Source organism: Faecalibacterium sp. (assembly GCF_052358865.1).
Taxonomy (GTDB): Bacteria; Bacillota; Clostridia; order Oscillospirales; family Ruminococcaceae; genus Faecalibacterium; species Faecalibacterium butyricigenerans.
In genome coordinates this window covers 1-17,143 of the sequence record NZ_DAWCVJ010000054.1, presented here as the reverse complement: position 1 = coordinate 17,143, position 17,143 = coordinate 1, and the positions used below count along the sequence as shown (strand labels likewise).

Annotated in this window: 19 protein-coding genes; 1 reads left to right on the top strand and 18 read right to left on the bottom strand. The window is 61.8% G+C overall.

Annotation, left to right across the window (positions count from 1 at the left end):
* Window positions 1-124: 124 nt before the first annotated feature.
* The 7 genes from ACT8X9_RS09290 to rsxC form a co-directional block, all read right to left on the bottom strand.
* Window positions 125-1,255: an MFS transporter gene (locus ACT8X9_RS09290; protein WP_444268793.1), complete on the bottom strand. Its 1,131-nt coding sequence runs from the start codon at window positions 1,253-1,255 to the stop codon at window positions 125-127.
* Window positions 1,256-1,437: 182 nt separating this feature from the next.
* Window positions 1,438-2,343 carry an RnfABCDGE type electron transport complex subunit B gene (locus ACT8X9_RS09285; RefSeq protein ID WP_227621757.1) on the bottom strand — a complete coding sequence of 302 codons (906 nt, stop codon included), beginning with the start codon at window positions 2,341-2,343 and terminating at the stop codon, window positions 1,438-1,440.
* Between the two features lie 16 nt (window positions 2,344-2,359).
* Window positions 2,360-2,992, bottom strand: a complete 633-nt coding sequence (locus ACT8X9_RS09280; protein ID WP_412588968.1) for an electron transport complex protein RnfA — start codon at window positions 2,990-2,992, stop codon at window positions 2,360-2,362.
* A 4-nt stretch (window positions 2,993-2,996) separates the two neighbouring features.
* A complete protein-coding gene (gene rsxE / locus ACT8X9_RS09275; RefSeq protein WP_227621759.1) occupies window positions 2,997-3,659 on the bottom strand; it encodes an electron transport complex subunit RsxE in 663 nt (220 codons plus the stop codon).
* A 16-nt stretch (window positions 3,660-3,675) separates the two neighbouring features.
* Entirely contained in the window at window positions 3,676-4,221 is a 546-nt protein-coding gene (locus ACT8X9_RS09270; protein WP_227621760.1) for an FMN-binding protein, read from the bottom strand.
* Window positions 4,218-5,171, bottom strand: coding sequence for an RnfABCDGE type electron transport complex subunit D (locus tag ACT8X9_RS09265; RefSeq protein WP_444268792.1), 954 nt, complete (start codon window positions 5,169-5,171; stop codon window positions 4,218-4,220). The genes ACT8X9_RS09270 and ACT8X9_RS09265 overlap by 4 nt, the downstream gene beginning before the upstream one ends.
* Window positions 5,171-6,493 (bottom strand): electron transport complex subunit RsxC, encoded by a 1,323-nt coding sequence (rsxC, locus tag ACT8X9_RS09260; RefSeq protein WP_249234052.1) that lies wholly within the window; start codon window positions 6,491-6,493, stop codon window positions 5,171-5,173. Before rsxC ends, ACT8X9_RS09265 begins: the two co-directional genes overlap by 1 nt.
* Window positions 6,494-6,822: 329 nt before the next feature.
* On the opposite strand from rsxC, the gene ACT8X9_RS09255 reads away from it, so the two are divergent.
* Window positions 6,823-6,945 carry a hypothetical protein gene (locus tag ACT8X9_RS09255; RefSeq protein WP_255668235.1) on the top strand — a complete coding sequence of 41 codons (123 nt, stop codon included), beginning with the start codon at window positions 6,823-6,825 and terminating at the stop codon, window positions 6,943-6,945.
* A 140-nt stretch (window positions 6,946-7,085) separates the two neighbouring features.
* Here ACT8X9_RS09255 and ACT8X9_RS09250 read toward each other — a convergent pair whose 3' ends face one another.
* The 11 genes from ACT8X9_RS09250 to ACT8X9_RS09200 all read right to left on the bottom strand — a co-directional run bounded on the left by ACT8X9_RS09250 (window position 7,086) and on the right by ACT8X9_RS09200 (window position 16,871).
* On the bottom strand, window positions 7,086-7,622 hold the full coding sequence (locus ACT8X9_RS09250) for a DUF5662 family protein (RefSeq protein ID WP_227621763.1): 537 nt from the start codon (window positions 7,620-7,622) through the stop codon (window positions 7,086-7,088).
* Entirely contained in the window at window positions 7,619-9,499 is a 1,881-nt protein-coding gene (locus ACT8X9_RS09245; protein WP_444268791.1) for a glycosyltransferase family 2 protein, read from the bottom strand. The genes ACT8X9_RS09250 and ACT8X9_RS09245 overlap by 4 nt, the downstream gene beginning before the upstream one ends.
* A gap of 4 nt (window positions 9,500-9,503) precedes the next feature.
* Window positions 9,504-10,247, bottom strand: a complete 744-nt coding sequence (locus ACT8X9_RS09240) for an ABC transporter ATP-binding protein (protein WP_227621765.1) — start codon at window positions 10,245-10,247, stop codon at window positions 9,504-9,506.
* Window positions 10,248-10,260: 13 nt separating this feature from the next.
* Window positions 10,261-11,070 carry an ABC transporter permease gene (locus ACT8X9_RS09235; RefSeq protein WP_444268790.1) on the bottom strand — a complete coding sequence of 270 codons (810 nt, stop codon included), beginning with the start codon at window positions 11,068-11,070 and terminating at the stop codon, window positions 10,261-10,263.
* 6 nt (window positions 11,071-11,076) lie between these two features.
* Window positions 11,077-11,643 carry a dTDP-4-dehydrorhamnose 3,5-epimerase gene (gene rfbC, locus ACT8X9_RS09230; RefSeq protein WP_097777386.1) on the bottom strand — a complete coding sequence of 189 codons (567 nt, stop codon included), beginning with the start codon at window positions 11,641-11,643 and terminating at the stop codon, window positions 11,077-11,079.
* A gap of 86 nt (window positions 11,644-11,729) precedes the next feature.
* Complete coding sequence (locus ACT8X9_RS09225) at window positions 11,730-13,037, bottom strand: D-alanyl-D-alanine carboxypeptidase family protein (protein ID WP_444268789.1); 1,308 nt, start codon at window positions 13,035-13,037, stop codon at window positions 11,730-11,732.
* 70 nt (window positions 13,038-13,107) lie between these two features.
* The gene (locus tag ACT8X9_RS09220) at window positions 13,108-13,698 is read right to left on the bottom strand and encodes a dipicolinate synthase subunit B (protein WP_227621774.1); all 591 of its coding nucleotides are present in this window, start codon (window positions 13,696-13,698) and stop codon (window positions 13,108-13,110) included.
* A complete protein-coding gene (locus ACT8X9_RS09215) occupies window positions 13,698-14,489 on the bottom strand; it encodes an NAD(P)-dependent oxidoreductase (protein WP_444268788.1) in 792 nt (263 codons plus the stop codon). The genes ACT8X9_RS09220 and ACT8X9_RS09215 overlap by 1 nt, the downstream gene beginning before the upstream one ends.
* A gap of 134 nt (window positions 14,490-14,623) precedes the next feature.
* Window positions 14,624-15,073: a Fe-S cluster assembly scaffold protein NifU gene (nifU, locus tag ACT8X9_RS09210; protein ID WP_227621771.1), complete on the bottom strand. Its 450-nt coding sequence runs from the start codon at window positions 15,071-15,073 to the stop codon at window positions 14,624-14,626.
* A gap of 1 nt (window position 15,074) precedes the next feature.
* Entirely contained in the window at window positions 15,075-16,292 is a 1,218-nt protein-coding gene (locus tag ACT8X9_RS09205; RefSeq protein WP_444268787.1) for a cysteine desulfurase family protein, read from the bottom strand.
* Between the two features lie 141 nt (window positions 16,293-16,433).
* Entirely contained in the window at window positions 16,434-16,871 is a 438-nt protein-coding gene (locus ACT8X9_RS09200; protein WP_249234046.1) for a hypothetical protein, read from the bottom strand.
* Window positions 16,872-17,143: the final 272 nt, after the last annotated feature.

The window sequence follows — 17,143 nt, the reverse complement described above, 5'->3', positions numbered from 1 at the left end:
CTGCTGGCGGAGGAATCCGCCCTTTACCGGCAGGATTCCGGCGGGTGCGTGTTCAGTGCTAAGCCCCGCGGCATCGAATGACCAGACGGGCCGCTGCGTGCGCAGCGGCCCTTCTGGTCATTCTTTATTCTTCCGGCAGCCGTGCCACGAGGATGGCAAAGAGGACCAGACCCACGCAGGGGATGATGTTGGTCATCATACCGGCGGCAAGGCCCGCACGCTCGGCCACCATGCCGATGACCCACGGCATCAGGATGGCACCGCTGGCCGCCACCGGCAGCATGATGCCCATACTGGTCACGCTGGTCATCCGGCCCGCGCTGGCCACGGCGGTGGGGTTCATGCCCGCCATCGCAAAGGCGAAGGCGAACAGCAGCGCGATGGCCGCCCCCTGACTGCGGGCCTGCACCAGCAGGATGTAGAAGATGGTGCAGCTCACGCCCATGACCACCATGGCCTTGCGGGGCTGCTTGAAGGGAAAGACGAAGGCGATGAGCAGGCGGGCCACGAGGGTCGCGCCCCACATGACGGTGACGGTATAGGCCGCCAGTGCACCCGCGATGATGCCGCTGCCCTTAAAGTAAGTGACCATCCAGCCGGTGACGCTCTGCTCGGCGGCGTTCTGGCAGAACAGCAGGCCGGTCAGCAGCCAGAAGCGAGTGGACTTGAGGAAGCCCCAGTCGGTGACTTCCTTCCTGCCTGCGCCTTTCCCGGCGAAGGGAGTGCCCATATACACCAGCCAGAGCAGCAGGCCCAGCACCGCCAGCACCAGCACCGCAAAGGAGCCGCTCACCCTGCCCGCCGCCGCGATGAAAAAGGGGCAGAGCAGTGCGCCGCAGGCGTAGCAGCTGTGCATCAGGTTCATGCCCCGGGTGCGGTCGGCCGAATGATCGCTGACGAGGATGGTGCAGGTGTTGATGACGCTGCCCTTGGCGATGCCCACAAGGAAGAACCCCAGCGCCAGCACAGCCACCGTACCGCTGAGGCCCATCATGGCGTAGCCCACCGCGTAGCCGATGGTCAGCAGCAGGATGCTGGGCTTCATCCCCAGCCTGCCGGGCAGCATCGCAATGAGAAAGCCCGCCAGCAGGTTGCCGATGCTCATAAGGGACAGCAGCGTGCCGGTCATACCGTAGGCAAAGCCGTACTGCTCCTGCAATAGGCTGACCACCACGCCGCTGGAGATGGCACAGATGCCGCTGAAAAAGAAGGTGATGAAGCCCACGTTCCGCAGGCGGGTGTTCTTTTGTTCCATATGGTTCCTCTTTCCTGTTTTCCTTTTCCGTCCGCACTCACCATAAGCGCGTTGTATCCTGTTTATTATAGCTTTCTGCCGTCGGAGTTTCAACCTCTCCGTCTGCTTCGCGGACAGAGAGGTTTTCCCCCACGCAAAAAGAGGGCCGGACGTTTTTGTCCGGCCCTCTCTGAGGTCAGTGCTTATTCCGCCTTGGTCTCGGGCTTTGCCTCAGCCTCCGGCTTTGCAGCCGGTGCTGCGGGCTTTGCTGCTGCGGGGGCAGCAGGCTTCACCACGGGCTTCGGGGGATACGGATCGTCCTTCAGCGGGAAGAGGATGATCTTCTTCGGGCACTTCTGGGCGCACATACCGCAGCCCTTGCACTTGTCGTAGTCCACACGGGCCACGCCGTCCACGACATGGATGGCGTCGAACTTACAGGTGCGCTCACACATACCGCAGGCGATGCAGCTGGTGGTGCAGAGCTTGTTGGCGACAGCGCCCTTATCCTGATTGGAGCACATGACGACCGGCTTGCGCGGGCCGCCTGCGTCGATCATGATGACCTTCTTGGGGCAGATGTTGGCGCAGGCACCGCAGCCGGTGCACTTGTCCTTGTCCACCTTGGCCACGCCGTCCACGATGTGGATGGCGTCGAACTTACAGACCTTGGTGCAGTCGCCCAGACCGATGCAGGCGAAGGAGCAGGTCTTGGGGCCGCCGTACAGGGTAGCCGCAGCGGCACAGGTCTGGATGCCCTTGTAGTCATACGCGGGCTTGCAGTGCTCGGAGCTGCCCTGACACTGGACCACGGCCTTCTTCTCTACAGCGCTTGCCTCACCGCCCATGATCTTGGCGATAGCGGCGGCAGCCTTGGGGCCGCCGGGGGCGCACTTGTCGCAGGGCACACCGTCCATGACGACGGCCTTTGCGTAGTCGGCACAGCCTGCGTAGCCGCAGCCGCCGCAGTTTGCGCCGGCCAGACAGCTGGCGACTTCTTCGATGCGGGGGTCTTCCTCAACTGCCATGAACTTGGCAGCGGCGACCAGAATGATTGCGCCGACAGCACCGACGATGGTGCAGAGGATAACAGCAGATGCGATATTCATAAATCCTGTTCCTCCTTTACAGCGTCACATTGAACAGATTCTCAACGATGCCGCCAAAGCCCATGAAGGACAGGCTGGTGATCGCTGCGGCCAGCAGAGTGATGGGCAGGCCCTTGAAGGAAGCGGGGGGATCACAGGCCTCCACACGCTTGCGCACGCCGCTGAACATGACCATTGCCAGCATGAAGCCGACGCCTGCGCCCACGGCACAGATCAGAGCCTCGATGTAAGCAGCGCCAAAGCCCAGAGCAGCCACATCGGCGCCGTAGTCATCGACGACCAGAATGGTGACAGCCAGAACGCAGCAGTTGGTGGTGATCAGGGGCAGGTAAACGCCCAGAGAATTGTACAGAGCCACGACATACTTCTTCAGGAAGATCTCGATGAACTGCACGAGGACTGCAATGACCAGAATGAACACGATGGTCTGCAGATAGCTCAGACCGGCGGGGTCCAGAACAAAGATCTGCAGCGGGAAGGTCACGGCCGTAGCCATGAGCATGACGAAGATGACGGCGCCAGACATACCCACGGCGGAGTCAAGCTTCTTGGAAACGCCCAAGAACGGGCAGATGCCATAGAACTTCACCAGCACGTAGTTGTTGACAAGGATCATGCTGAAGAAGATAGCAGCGAGTTTGACGAGCATCTTATTAGCCCTCCTTCTTCAGATTGTCGATGTCGCAGCAGCTCTTGCGCTCGATGCGCGCATCCAGCTTGCCCTCCAGCCAGACACAGCCAGCCATCAGGATGCCGTAGCAGAAGAACGCGCCGGGAGCCTGCGTCATGATGCCGATGCGGGCGACGCTGTCGGGCAGGACCTGGAAGCCCAGCCAAGTGCCGCTGCCCAGCACCTCGCGGATGGTAGCCATCAGCACGACGGTGAGGGTGTAGCCGATGCCCATGCCGACGCCGTCCAGTGCGGAGTCAACGACGTTGTTCTTGCAGGCGAACATCTCGGCACGGCCGAGGATGATGCAGTTGACGACGATCAGGGGCAGGAAGACGCCCAGAGCGGTGTACAGGCTGTCCATGTAGGCGTGCATGACCATCTGGACGATGGTGACGAAGCCTGCGATGATGACGATGTAGCAGGGCAGATGGACCTTCGCGGGGATCACGTTGCGCAGCAGCGAGATCAGGATGTTGGAGCAGACCAGCACGAAGGTGAAGGCTGCGCCCATGCCCAGTGCGCTGGAAACTGCCGTGGTGACTGCCAGACAGGAGCAGGTGCCCAGAACCAGACGCAGAACGGGGTTCTCTTTGATGATGCCGTTGGTAAGGATGCTTACCTTGGACTTGTTTTCAGATGCCATTTCTTACCAACCTCCTTTATGCCAGCTCGTTGTAGCAGTTGACGCAGTCGTTGATGGCGGCGAACAGTGCCTTAGAGGAAATGGTCGCGCCGCTGTATGCGTCAAAGCCCTGACCGATGGCGATATTCTGGGTGCCGTCCATGCCGTTGAACTGGGCAAGGAAGGTATCCGTTGCGACATTGGAGCCGATGCCCTTGGTCTGAGTGGAAGCGTCCACCCAGATGCCGGTCACGGTGCCGTTGGTGTCGAAGCCCATGATGACGGACAGGATGCCGCCGTCGAAGCCCTTCTCCTCAGCCTTGATGGCGATGCTGCCATCCTCAGCCTTGACCACGCCGGTGACGTTCTCGGTGGTGTAGCCGGTCACTTCTTCCAGCGTCTTTGCGTCGGAAACAGTGGGCATGACGTCCACATAAGCTGCCAGAGTGGCGGCCTTCTGGTTGGCGTCGATGATGGGCGCAGTAAAGGAGTTGACCAGAGCCAGCAGGAAGCTGACCACCAGTGCGATCACGCTCAGCACGACCACCGGCTTTACCGTGCTATCCCAAGTAGACTTATTCATTTGCCAGCAGCCTCCTTCTTTGCAGGTTTGACGTAGCCATACGGCGTCTGGCGGGTCATATCATTGATGTACGGGACCCACAGGTTCATGAACAGCAGCGCGAAGGACACGCCCTCGGTGTAGCTGCCCCAGTAACGGATGGCGAAGGTGACGATGCCCAGCGCCACGCCGTAGACCAGCTTGCCCTTCAGGGTGAAGGGGCTGGTGACGTAGTCGGTCGCCATGAACACAGCGCCGAACAGCAGGCCGCCGCTCAGCACAGCCACCAGTGCAGCGTGGACGCTGTGGGTGGCAATGAGGTAGAACAGGAACATGCTGCCAACATAGGCGGCGGGGATGGCGATGCTGATGGTCTTGGTGACGACGAGGTAGATCAGGCCCAGCACGATGGCCAGAGCGCAGGTCTCGCCCAGAACGCCGCCATGGACGCCCATGAAGAGGTCCAGCAGGCTCAGCTTGTTGGGGTCAGCCACGGCCAGCGGGGTCGCGGAGGACAGCTGATCGACGGCTGCATCCGGGAACACCCACTTGTTCATCGCGCCGGCGAAGCTGATGAACAGCACGATACGGCCCACCAGAGCGGGGTTCGCAAAGTTCATGCCGATGCCGCCGAACAGCTGCTTGACCACGATGATGGCCACGAAGTCGCCGATGATCAGCTCACCGATGGGCATCCCCACAGGCACATTCAGGGCGAGGATGATGCCGGTGACTACAGCAGACAGGTCGCCGATGGGGTTTGCCTTCTTCATCAGCTTGCAGTACAGCCACTCAAACGCCACGCAGGCCACGACCGACACGGCAGTGACCAGCAGGGCACGCAGACCAAAGATAATGGCAGAGGCCACGACGCACGGGGTCAGGGCCACGATCACGTTGGCCATCAGGCCGGTGGTCGTCTCCTCAGAGCGCAGGTGCGGGGAGGCCGAAACAATAAGCTTCGTATCCATTACTTATTGCCTCCTTTTTTGATTTCACCGAGATAGAATGCCTTGGCCAGACCCATCATCTGGGTGCAGGGGCGCTTGGCCGGGCAGACGAAGGTGCAGGAGCCGCAGTTGAAGCAGTAATCAACGTGCAGCTTGCCCAGCTCCTGAACATCGCGGGCTGCGTAGGCCTGATTGACCTCGACAGGCTCCAGACCCATCGGGCAGTACTCGACGCAGCGGCCGCAGCGGATGCAGGGGTTGACCTGCGGAGGCTGTGCCGTAGCCTCGCTCAGCATGATGAGGCCGGAGGTGGTCTTGGTGGTGGGGTAGCTCAGGTCGCGCACTGCGGGACCCATCATCGCGCCGCCGGCCACGACCTTGCCCAGCGTCACGCCGCCCTTCAGGCCGGCCGTGTTCAGGACGTCCTCATAGGAAGTGCCCACAGGGACGATGAGGTTCTGGGGCTTCTCGCAGGCATCGCCGTCCACGGTGATGACGCGGCTGACCACCGGCATACCGGTAGCCAGATACTTGCCGAGGCTGGACACGCTGGTCACGTTCATGACGATGGCGCCGGCTGCGGCGGGCAGGCCGCCGTGCGGGACCTCGCGGCCCAGACACTTCTCAATGAGGATCAGCTCTGCGCCGGTGCCGTAGACGCTGGGCAGGGGCTTGACCTCGATGGCGGGCTTGTCCTTGGTCTTCTGGCACAGCAGATCGATGCACTCGGGCTTGTTGTTCTCAATGCCGATGACGCACTTCGGGATGCCGGTGTACTTCAGCACTGCCTCGATGCCCCGGATGATGTCGTCTGCACAATTCAGCATCTCCTGCGTGTCACTGGTCAGCCAGACTTCACACTCGGAGGCGTTGATGAGCAGGGTGTCCACGGGATCCTTGGGCTGGAGCTTGACGTCGGTCGGGAAGCCTGCGCCGCCCAGACCGACCAGACCGCTCTCCCGCACGGCGGCGAGGAAGCTGGCCTTATCGGTCACTTCGGGAGCCTTCACGGCGGGGTCTACGGTCTGCTTGCCATCGGTCTTGATGACCACAGAGTCGCACATACGGCCGTTGGACAGACGGAACGGCTCCACAGCCGCCACGGTGCCCGAAACGCTGGAGTGGATATTTGCAGACACAAAGCCGCCAGCTTCACCGATCTTGGTACCGACGAACACCTCGTCGCCCTTCTTCACCAATGCCTTGGCGGGAGCGCCGATGTGCTGGCTCATCAGGATGCGTACCTGCGCGGGCAGAGGCATCGGGACCGGTTTGCTTGCAGCAGTTGCCTTGTCATGCGGCGTATGCGCGCCAAGCGCCGCACGTTTCAGCTTGTTCAACATGGAATTAAATCCCCCATTCTGCTTGAATTGCCGTCCCCACGCCCATGCAGGCGCACTGGTACAGGGACAGGTGCTGCTTAACACACTTATTGTATCATTTTGCGGTGGGAAGTCAACGACAACAAGGCCAAAATGAGAGGATTTTCTTAAATTTCTTGGCTGTTTTTCACGATTAGTCGGAACTAACCTCCTATTTTTTCGTTCGTATCGCACAACTTTTCCCAAAGTCCGGTCGTTTGCCTTTCCGGCAGGAATATGCTATACTACAATCAACAAAGCTCAGGGCGCACCCCGTGCCCGGGGCGCATCCCGTTAAGGAGGGTCTGACCATGAAATTTCTGAAAGTACTGCTCGCTGTTTTGACCTGTCTGGCTGTCACGCTGACCGGCGTGCTGCTCTTTGTGGACAAACGCGGCCCCCACTATATCCAGATCGACAACAGCGAAGACTGATCTTCTCTGCTTTTGAAAAACAGCATCCCCCAGCCTGAGCGGTGTCCCGTCCGGGCTGGGGGATGTTTGGCTTTGCGGCGTATACCGCCCCTGAAAAATGCCTCCGGAGACGCAGCAGCCGGAGGCATTCCTGTTTTTGCTCAGTAATCTTTTTCGCAGCCCAGCAGGAACTTCATGTAGGCAAACGTCCGCTCCTGTCCGAGGTCGCGCACCATCTGGAGGAGCTTTTCCAGCAGCGCCCGGGTCTCGGGGTGGAGGAGGTAGTGGTCTCTGCTGCGCTCGTAGTACTCCCACGGAGAGGCGTCGGTGTACCTGTCACCCAGATAGATCTGGCTGGCTGCGACCCGGTCGCAGACCATCTCGCAGACATACCGCAGCGGGATCTTCATGCCGGTCAGCCCCGCCTTAGTGGTGCTGTAGTCGATCCAGTACTCGAGGTGATGCTTGTTGCGGCCCTTGTGGTGGAGCCACGCCGAGGTGTAGCCCTTGGCCTCCCGCTCCGCCTCGTTGGGGCTGTGGTCGCCCTGATAGTAGATGCAACCGGGGATGAACTCGGTGGGGCTGTACTTGCTCAGGTCGTGGGCAAGGCCCTGCTCGTACAGTCCGCAGGCAAAGCAGTATTTCATCACCAGGAGCTTGTGCCGGGTGATGGTCTCAAAATGGCCCTTGATGTTCATGCGTTCCGCCACCTCACAGTCACTTTTCCCTCTTTCAGGTTCCGCAGGTCGCCGCTCTCCGAGAAGTCCTCCCGGTCGCGGGTCAGACTGGGATTGTAATAGGGGTCGTCAAGGATGTCCGCCTTGCCGTGAACATCGTAGAGACGCTGCTGTTCGGCCGCAAAGCGGGCTGCCTTGGCGGGATCCTTCTCATCGCCGCCCCGGCTCTTGCTCTCGTAATGGGTCAGCTGGGCATAGGGCGTCCACGCGATGCGATAGCCCCGGTCCCGCACCCGGAGGCAGAAGTCCACGTCGTTGAAGGCCACAGCGAACTTCTCGTCGAGGCCGTCCACTTCATCCCACACACTGGCCTTCACCAGCAGGCAGGCCCCCGTGACCGCAGAGAAGTCCTGCACCGTCGCGGTGCGGAACATATAGCCGCTGCCGCCGGCCTTCTTGTACTTGTGGCTGTGGCCCGCGTAGCCGCCCAGACCCGTGACGACGCCTGCGTGCTGGAGGGTCTCGTCGGGGTAATAGAGCATCGCGCCGCAGATGGCCGCGCCGCCGGGGTGGGCACACGGACGCAGCAGCTCGGTGAGCCAGCCGCCGTTCCGCACCTCCACGTCGTTGTTCAGCAGCAGCAGGTACTCGCCCGACGCGGCTTTCCGGCCAAAGTTGTTGATGGCCGAGAAGTTGAAGCCCTTTTCCGGCCACGTCACCACCTTCAGCCCGTCGTACCGCTTCTCCGCCGCCTCGTAATAGGCAAAGGTGGCCGGGTCGGTGGAGTTGTTCTCGATGACGATGACCTCGAAGTTGTCCCACTCGGTCTTGGCCCAGATGCTGTGCAGACACTTCTCGAGGTCGTCGATGTGGTCCTTGCTGGGGATGAGGATGCTGACCTTGGGGTCGCCCTCGATGTCCCACTTCACCCGGTAGGTGCTGGGGAAAATGCCGTCCTCCACCCTGCCGGTGCGCCCGGTGCGGGCCAGATGGTCGGCCAGCGCCTTTTTCGCCGCCGCCGCCACATAGGGCTTTGCCTCGGTGCCGCCGGAGGTCGAACCGGCGTGGACCCGCCAGTAGTAGAGCACCTGCGGGACATGGGCCGCGCCGCCGGTCTGCTCGATGAGGCGGAGGAAGAGGTCGTGGTCCTGACTGCCGTCGCAGGCGGGCCGCTCGCCGCCCAGCTGCTCGTACAGCGCCCGCCTGAAGACCGCCAGATGGCAGATATAATTGCAGCAGAGCAGATAATCCGGGGCATAATCGGGCTTGAAATGGCCCACCATCGGCTTTTTGATGCTCTTTGAGAAGAGGGCCTCGTCGCTGTAGACAAAGCCGTCCGGCTCGCCCCTCTGGCGCAGCTGCAGAATAGCCTTTCCCATCGTATACATGGCATGGGGGGCCAACACATCGTCATGGTCGGCGAGGGCGAGGTATTCGCCGTCGGCCAGCGCCTCGGCGGCGTTGGTGTTAGCAGCGATGCCCTTGTTTTCGACCTTTTTGTATCCGATGTGTTGATTTTTCTGCTGATATTCCCGGACGATACGCTCCACCTCGGGGTGGGCGTCATCGGAGGCGTCGGCGAGACAGAGCTGACCGTTGGGAGCCGTCTGGCCCACAAAGGAATCCAGAAACTCCCGCAGGTAATTCTCGGGCGTATTATACAGCGGGGTCAGGATGGAGATGGTGGGCAGGCCGCAGTCCTCGGCGGTTTTTCCTGCCATCTCGGCCCTCTGGGCTTCCAGCACCTTTCTACCGGGCAGATAGCGCGCCCTCTTGCCGAAGAAGCGGCGGCGGACAAAGCCCGCGCCCCGCTTCACCATCGTGGGCAGGCCCTCGTCCTTTGTGAGCCGGACGGCATAGCCCGCCAGCTCTTTGGCGCGTTTGAGTCGTACATCCATCGCCTTATGCCTCGCCCCGCTGCACGGCCTTGTAGGCGTTGCAGACAGTCTGGGTGTCGCCGTTCATCCTGAGGCGGCCGTGGCTCAGCCATGCCACCTTGCTGCACATCCGCTCGATCTGCTCGATGGAGTGGGACACCAGAATGACCGTGGTGCCGCCTGCCATCAGCTCCTTCATCCGCTTCTCGCACTTCTGCTGGAAGAGGAAGTCGCCCACCGACAGCACCTCGTCGGCGATGAGGATGTCGGGCTTGGTGATGGTGGCGATGGCGAAGCCGATGCGGGCCACCATGCCGGAGGAGTAGTTCTTCAGCGGGACGTCGAGGAAGTTCTGCAGCTCGCTGAACTCCACGATCTCGTCAAATTTCTCGTCCAGATACTTGGGCGAGAAGCCCAGCACCGTGCCGTTGAGGTAGATGTTCTCCCGGGCAGTCAGGTCCATGTCGAAGCCTGCGCCCAGCTCGATGAGGGGCGCAATGGTGCCGTTGACCGTCACCTTGCCCTTGCTGGGCTTATACACGCCCGCGATGGTCTTGAGCAGGGTGGATTTGCCCGAGCCGTTCAGGCCCACAAGGCCGTAGAAATCGCCGGGCATGATGTCGAGGCTCACGTCCCTGAGGGCGTAGAACTCATCGTACTGCAAGCGCCCCTGCACCATGGCAAGGAGGTATTCCTTCAGGCTCTCGTGCTTTTCGGTGGAGAGATTGAAGCACATGGATACATTGTCCACTTTGATGATAGGTTCCATCGTTCTCTCCTCCTTATATATGCAGCACGAAGCGGTCCTGTGTTCTGCGGAACATCTGGACGCCCACCAGCATCGAGACGACGGCGCACAGGCCGCAGACGAGGAACATATTGATGTCCAGCGGGATGCCCCACATCAGGGTGCGGCGGAAGCCCGTGATATACCAGTACATCGGGTTCAGCTTGATGATCTGCTGCATATTGAAGCCGCCGATGGAGAAGGTCATCTGGGTGGGGTCGTAGAAGATGGCGGAGAAGTAGAGCAGCGCCGTGATAAAGACGCTCCAGATGTGCATGATGTCCCGGAAAAACACCGTCGCCGCCGCGAGGAAGAGGCCCACGCCGAGGCTGAAGAAGAAGAGCGTCACCAGCGGGTAGAACGCCTCGAAGACCGTGATGTGGATGGGGCTGCCGGTGAACACCATCACCAGCGCCAGCGCCACGAAGCTGAAGACGCAGTTGACCATGGCGAAGCAGCACTTTTCCAGCGGGAAGACATACTTGGGGATATAGACCTTCTTGAGCAGGGAGGCCGCGCCGAGGACGCTGCTCATGCTGGTGGAGGTGGCCTCATTGAAGAAGTTGAAGAGCAGCTGGCCGCACATCAAAAAGACCGGGAAGTTGTCGATGCCGCTGCCCCGCATATCCATCAGGCTGCTGAACACGGCCCAGTACACCAGACACATGAGCAGGGGGTTGAGCACGCTCCACACCACGCCCAGCACACTGCGGCGGTATTTGAGCTTGAAGTCACGGCTGACGAGGTTCCACAGCAGATAGCGGTAGCACCACAGGCCGTTGAACATTGCCTTGAGCTTTTTCACCGGCGATCACCACTTTTCAAAATACTCGAACTTCTGGGCGGCAAACGGCTCGTGGAGCTTGTCCTTGGCGCTGGTCTTGTGCTCACAGCCGCAGTCGGGCCACTGGACGTTGACGGTGGGGTCGTCGTAGGGGATGCCGCCCTCGCTGGTGGGGTCGTAGACGTCGGTGCACTTGTAGCAGAACTCGGCCACATCGCTCAGCACAAGGAAGCCGTGGGCAAAGCCCTCGGGGATATAGAACATCTTCTTGTTCTCCTCGGAGAGGGTCACGCCCACCCACTTGCCGAAGGTGGCGCTGTGGGGGCGGCAGTCCACGGCAACGTCAAAGACCTCGCCCTTGGTCACACGCACCAGCTTGCCCTGCGTGTGCTCTTTCTGGAAGTGGAGGCCGCGCAGCACACCGCGGGTGGAGCGGCTCTGGTTGTCCTGCACAAATTCCTTGTCGATGCCGGCCTCGGCGAACTGGTCCTTCTGATACGTCTCCATGAAGTAGCCGCGGTCATCGCCGAACACCTGCGGCTCAATGACGACGACACCGGGGATCTCGGTCTGCGTAAACGTGAACTTACCCATAATGATTTTCCTCTCTGTTTTGTTTTATCGTTTTTTGTCGATCTGTTGTATATGGAAAAGCCTTTTTGCGGCTTTTGCGCGTAGATTCAGCGCTTCCGGGTCTTTCTGTTCCGGCGGCGCAGCAGCCTCATCACACCCACTGTGACGACCGCAGCAGCAGCCGTGCAGGCCAGCGAGATGAGGATGAGCATTCCGGCGGTCTTGGCAGGCCGGACGTCGGAGGCGGTCTCCAGCTCCCGGCCCACGTTTGCGTCCAGCAGCTCGTCCAGCCCGGTGATGACCGCCGGGACCCGGACGCTCCCCGACTCCTGCTTGTCCCCGCCGCTGACGGTGTACACCGCATACACCTCCAGCGAAGCACCCAGAACGTACCGCTCGGGCAGCTCCAGCGACACCGAGACGTCCTGCGCCGTCACACCGTCGGCCAGCAGCAGCCGGACGCCCGGGTCGGTGACGGTCACGCGGCCCAGCGTCCCGCCGCCGCCCACGACCTCCAGCTCCTCGGTCAGCCCCTTCGAGGGCAGGTCGGTGTAGCTCGTGAAGCGGGCGAACGCATCCTCCAGCAGGGTGCGGACATCGCTGTACTTATCGGGCTTGGTCTGGCTCTGCATGGTCACGCAGATGAGGCGGACGCCGTCCTGCTCCGCGAGGCAGACGTAGCTGTAACGGGCGATGTTGGTGTAGCCGATCTTTGAGCCGAGGATGGCAGGGATATAATACCTGCTGTAATGCAGCCGCATCTTGTCCTGCTGGGAGAAATAGCGGGTCACCGGCTGGACGTTCGTGGGCTGCATGGTGTACATCTCGTTGCGGGTAAAGACCGTCTCGAATCCCGGCTGCTCCAGCGCCCATCGCAGGATCTGGGCCATGTCGTAACAGCTGGTGTAGTGGTCGTCGTTGCTGATGCCGTGGGGGTTGGCGAAGTGGGTGTGTTCAAGGCCCAGTGCCTCCACCTGCGCGTTCATCGCCGCCACGCCGCCCTCGATGGTGCCGCCGCCGAAGTATTCGGCCAGCAGGTTCGCGCCGTCGTTGGCGCTGGCGATCATGGTACCGTAGAGCGCATCCTGCAAGGGTACCTCCTCGCCCTCCTGCAGGGCGATGTGGCTGGAATCGGTGCCCGCGAGGGAGTAGACGTCCTCGTGGGAGACGGTAAGCTTGACGCCGTCCCAGTTCCCCTGCGCTTTCTGGCAGGCAAGGCCCAGCGTCATCACCTTGGTGATGGACGCCGGGTGCAGCTCTTCGTTCATATTCTGCTGCGCCAGCACAAGGCCGGTGTCTGCATCAAGGATGCAGTAGGCCTCCGTCGCCGTCAGGGCCGGGCCGACGGCACCGGCGGACAGGGCCATACAGAGCAGGAGCAACGCTGTGAGAAGCGCAGCGAGGTATTTTTTCATTCGTTCATTCTCCACAAATCTTCATAGATGCTGTTAGTATACCACACTTTTCCCCGGCTGAAAAGCTTTCTCATCCACATGGACACTGCAATACCGGCTGCAGCTGCCGTCCTTCCAACGCCGCCTCGAGGGTCTGAGGCAGCAGCTCGAACCGCGCCTTGAGGCTCTGGGGTTTCGTGTTCGGATCATCCTGCCCGTAAGGCACGAAATAATAGTGCTTGCGCTGATAGAGCCGGGCGATGTTCTCCCCGGATGCCCCCAGCCCGTCGTTGGTGGAGATGGCCACCACGATAGGGCTTCCCACCCGGAGCAGGCTTTTCGCCGCCAGTGTCACCGGCGTGTCAGAAAGACCCTCGGCCAGCCGGGCCAGCGTGGCCCCGGTGCAGGGCGCGATGACGAGGGCGTCGGCCAGACGGCGCGGGCCGAGAGGCTCGACGGCCTGCAAGGTATCCAGCACCGGATGCCCGGTCAGGCCCTCGAGCTGTTGCCGCCAGCCCGTCCCCCGGCCAAAGCGGGTGTCCTGCCCCGCCGCAAAGCTCATCACCGGCAGAAGCTCCCACCCCTGCCCCCGCAGCGCCCGGGCCGCATCCAGCGCTGCATCCAGCGTGCAGAAGCTGCCACAGACCGCAAAGGCCGCGCAGCGCGTTCTCGTTCCTCTCATCATGCTTCCTCCCTCTGCCCGATCATCTCGCACACCGTCTGGGCCACCGCCTCCCCTGCCGTCTCGGGCGCACAGGCGGCGGGCAGGCTCAGCGCATGGATGGCTCTGTGGCCCAGCCGCCGGGCGGCCTCAAAGTCGGTGCCGCCGGGGCGGGACGCCAGATCTACGATGAGGCTCTCCGGCCGCAGCCGGGCCAGCACCTCCGCACTCAGCACCGGCGCCGGGACGGTGTTCACCACGGTGTCGAAGGCCGGGGCCAGCTGCCCGAGTCGGTCGATGGCCACGCTTCGCAGCCCGAAGCTCTCCGCCAGCGCTCTCTGGGCCGGGCGGCGGGCCGCCGCCGTCACCTGCGCCCCCAGCGCCCCCAGCCGGACGCCCAGCGCCTGCCCCACCGGCCCGAAGCCGGTGAGGAGGATGCTGCTGCCCCACAGGGTGCGGCTGCGCTCCGCCATCAGGATGCCGATGCAGCCCTCCGCCGTGGGGATGGCGTTGCGGATGGTCAGCTCCTCCCGGGCGAAGTAGTCCACCAGCTCTACCCCCGCCTCGGCGGCGATGGCCTTCGCCTCTGCCGAGAGCATCCCGCCCAGCGCCAGCGTGCCGGGCCGTGCGGCCCGCAGCAGCTCGGCCAGCGGCGTCCGGGCCGCGTCCAGCGGCAGAGGCAGCAGGATATAATCCGCCACCGCGATCTTCTCCGGCCCGCCCACACTGTACCCTGCCCGGGCCAGCGCCCGGGCCGCTGCCGCCTGCCGGGCGTCACCGCCCACCACCGCAAACTGCTTCCGTCCTTCCACTGTAAGGCCCCCTCCCCCTATCCTCAGTGCGCTATCCTATGCGCCGCCCGCCTCCGGGGTGCAAAAAAGGCCCGGCAGACGCTTGTACAGCATCCGCCGAGCCTTGCTTATTCAATTATCGAGCCGGGGACATCTCAGCGGCCGCAGCTTTCGCCGCTGCAATGGTCGCAGTCTTCTTCCAGCTTGCCCACGATGGGTTCCGGGTCGATGCCCTGACGACGGTAGTAGTCAGACAGCGCCGACTTGACGGCCTGCTCAGCCAGAACAGAGCAGTGGACCTTGATGGGAGGCAGACCTTCCAGAGCCTCGACAACAGCCTTGTTGGTCAGCTTCAGAGCCTCGTCCACGGTCTTGCCCTTGATGAGGTCGGTGGCCATGCTGCTGGTGGCAATGGCTGCGCCGCAGCCGAAGGTGAGGAACTTGACATCAACGATGACGTTGTTCTCGATCTTAAGGTACATCCGCATGATGTCGCCGCACTTGGGGTTGCCGACCTCGCCCACGCCGTTTGCATCGGGGAGCTCGCCCACGTTGTGCGGATGTGCAAAATGCTCCATGACCTTTGCGCTATACATACCTGCCATTTTACTTATCTCCCTTCAGGCTGAACTGGCGGGCCGTGTTCTGACCCTGCAGCCACATACAACTCATAGCACGACGGCGGGGAATGACCTCCTCCAGCACATCGCACAGATATTTTGCTTCTTCCATGGTGTTCTGCGGGCCAAAGGTGAACCGCATGGAACCGTGGCCGATCTCCTCCGGCACGCCGATGCTCAGCAGGACATGGCTGGGGTCGAGGCTGTCAGAGTTGCAGGCAGAGCCGGTCGAGGCGCAGATGCCGTGCATATCGAGGTCCAACAGGATGGTCTCGCCCTCCAGACCCGGGAAACTGATGTTCACATTGCCGGGCAGGCGGTGCTCAAGGCCGCCGTTCAGGCGTGCCTCGGGGATGTTCTTCAGGACACGGTCGATGACGTAATCGCGCAGCACCTTCTCGTGAGCCATCCGCTCTTCCAGATGCTCCGTGGCCATCTCGAGGGCCTTGCCCATACCGGCGATGCCGGCGACGTTCTCGGTGCCTGCGCGGTGGCGTGCTTCCTGACTGCCGCCGTCGATGAGGTTCTGGGGCCAGATGCCCTTGCGGCAGTAGAGTGCGCCCATGCCCTTGGGGCCGTTGAACTTGTGAGCGCTCATGGACAGCATATCCACGCCCAGCTCCTTGACGTCCACGGGGATCGCACCGACTGCCTGAACGGCGTCGGTGTGCATCCAGATGCCATGCTTGTGGGCGATCTCCGCGATCTCCTTGATGGGCTGGATGGTACCGATCTCGTTATTGGCCATCATGATGCTGATGAGGGCCGTGTCGGGGCGGATAGCAGCCTCGACGTCCTCGGGGCGGATATAGCCCTCGGTGGTGGGCTTGATATAAGCGACCTCAAAGCCCATACGCTCGAGAGCGGCCATGCTGTGCATGATGGCGTGGTGCTCGAACGCGCTGGTGATGAGGTGCTTCTTGTTCTGGCGTGCCTTGGTAAAGGCAGTGCCCTTCACCGCCCAGTTGTCGGCCTCAGAGCCGCAGCCGGTGAAGAAGATCTCGGCCGGGGATGCGTTGATGGCCTTTGCCACCTGTGCGCGGCCCTTATCCACAAATTCCTTGGCCTCATAGCCCACACTGTAATGGCTGCTGGGGTTGCCGCAGGCACCGCTCAGGGCCTCGACCATCACAGCCAGAGCCTCGGGGGCACAGGCGGTGGTAGCAGCGTTATCCAGATAAACCACTTTTTCTGTGTTTTCCATAGGAATGATTCCTTTCTGCTAAAATGTGGGTACGCCGCGCCTTCTCGGGGGCCGGGGCGCGCCCGCATGGATTCCATTTGACGGAATAGTTATATCATATCATTCCCTAGTATGTCAATGGGAATACTCGAATTTCGTGATTCAGTCACATTTCAGGCCTTTTCCGGTGAGTTTTCCCAGCAACACCTTCCACTTCGGGTAGCCCCAGCGCTTGTCTTCCGCGAAGTCGTCGGCCAGCCGCCACGGGAAGGGGCTGCCGTCGAAGTAGAGGTTCCCCTCTTCGTCCACCCGGTCCAGCTTCTTGGGCAGATAGTCCTCGTCGTAGTAGCTCTTGCGGCGGTCGGGCAGTGCCCAGTGGAGGGTGCCGTCGGCGTCCATCCCCTTGGCCCAGACGCCGAACACAAAGGTCGCCGCCTCGCCATAGCAGTGCTGCTCCATCCGGATGGCACCGTCGTAATAGAATTTGATGACCTCCAGCGTGCCGGACTCTTTTTTGCCGTCCCGGCCCAGCGTGGGGCGGTAGTCCTGCTGGTAGCGGCAGCCGCAGTGGGTGCCGGCGAACTGTTTGGCAGTAAACATCTTCTGTCCTTTCTGCTTTCTGTGAGGGGAGACTTCTTAGGGTGAATTGATTTTTCGGCGGGATATGTTTTCGTCAAGCGGGCGTGTGCGCCTGCGGCGCAGGGCGGAGCACCGTTGCAGCAGGGCTTGGTTTTCTTTAAGCAGGTTCTCGCGCTGGTGGCGCGGGGCAGGTTTTCTCTTATGGTCAAGTGGCTTGCGCTCCGCGCGGGCCAGAGGCAGGGAGGGGTGTTTCGACTCCCCCCTCCCTACCTCTGGACTCCACTCTCCCCGCA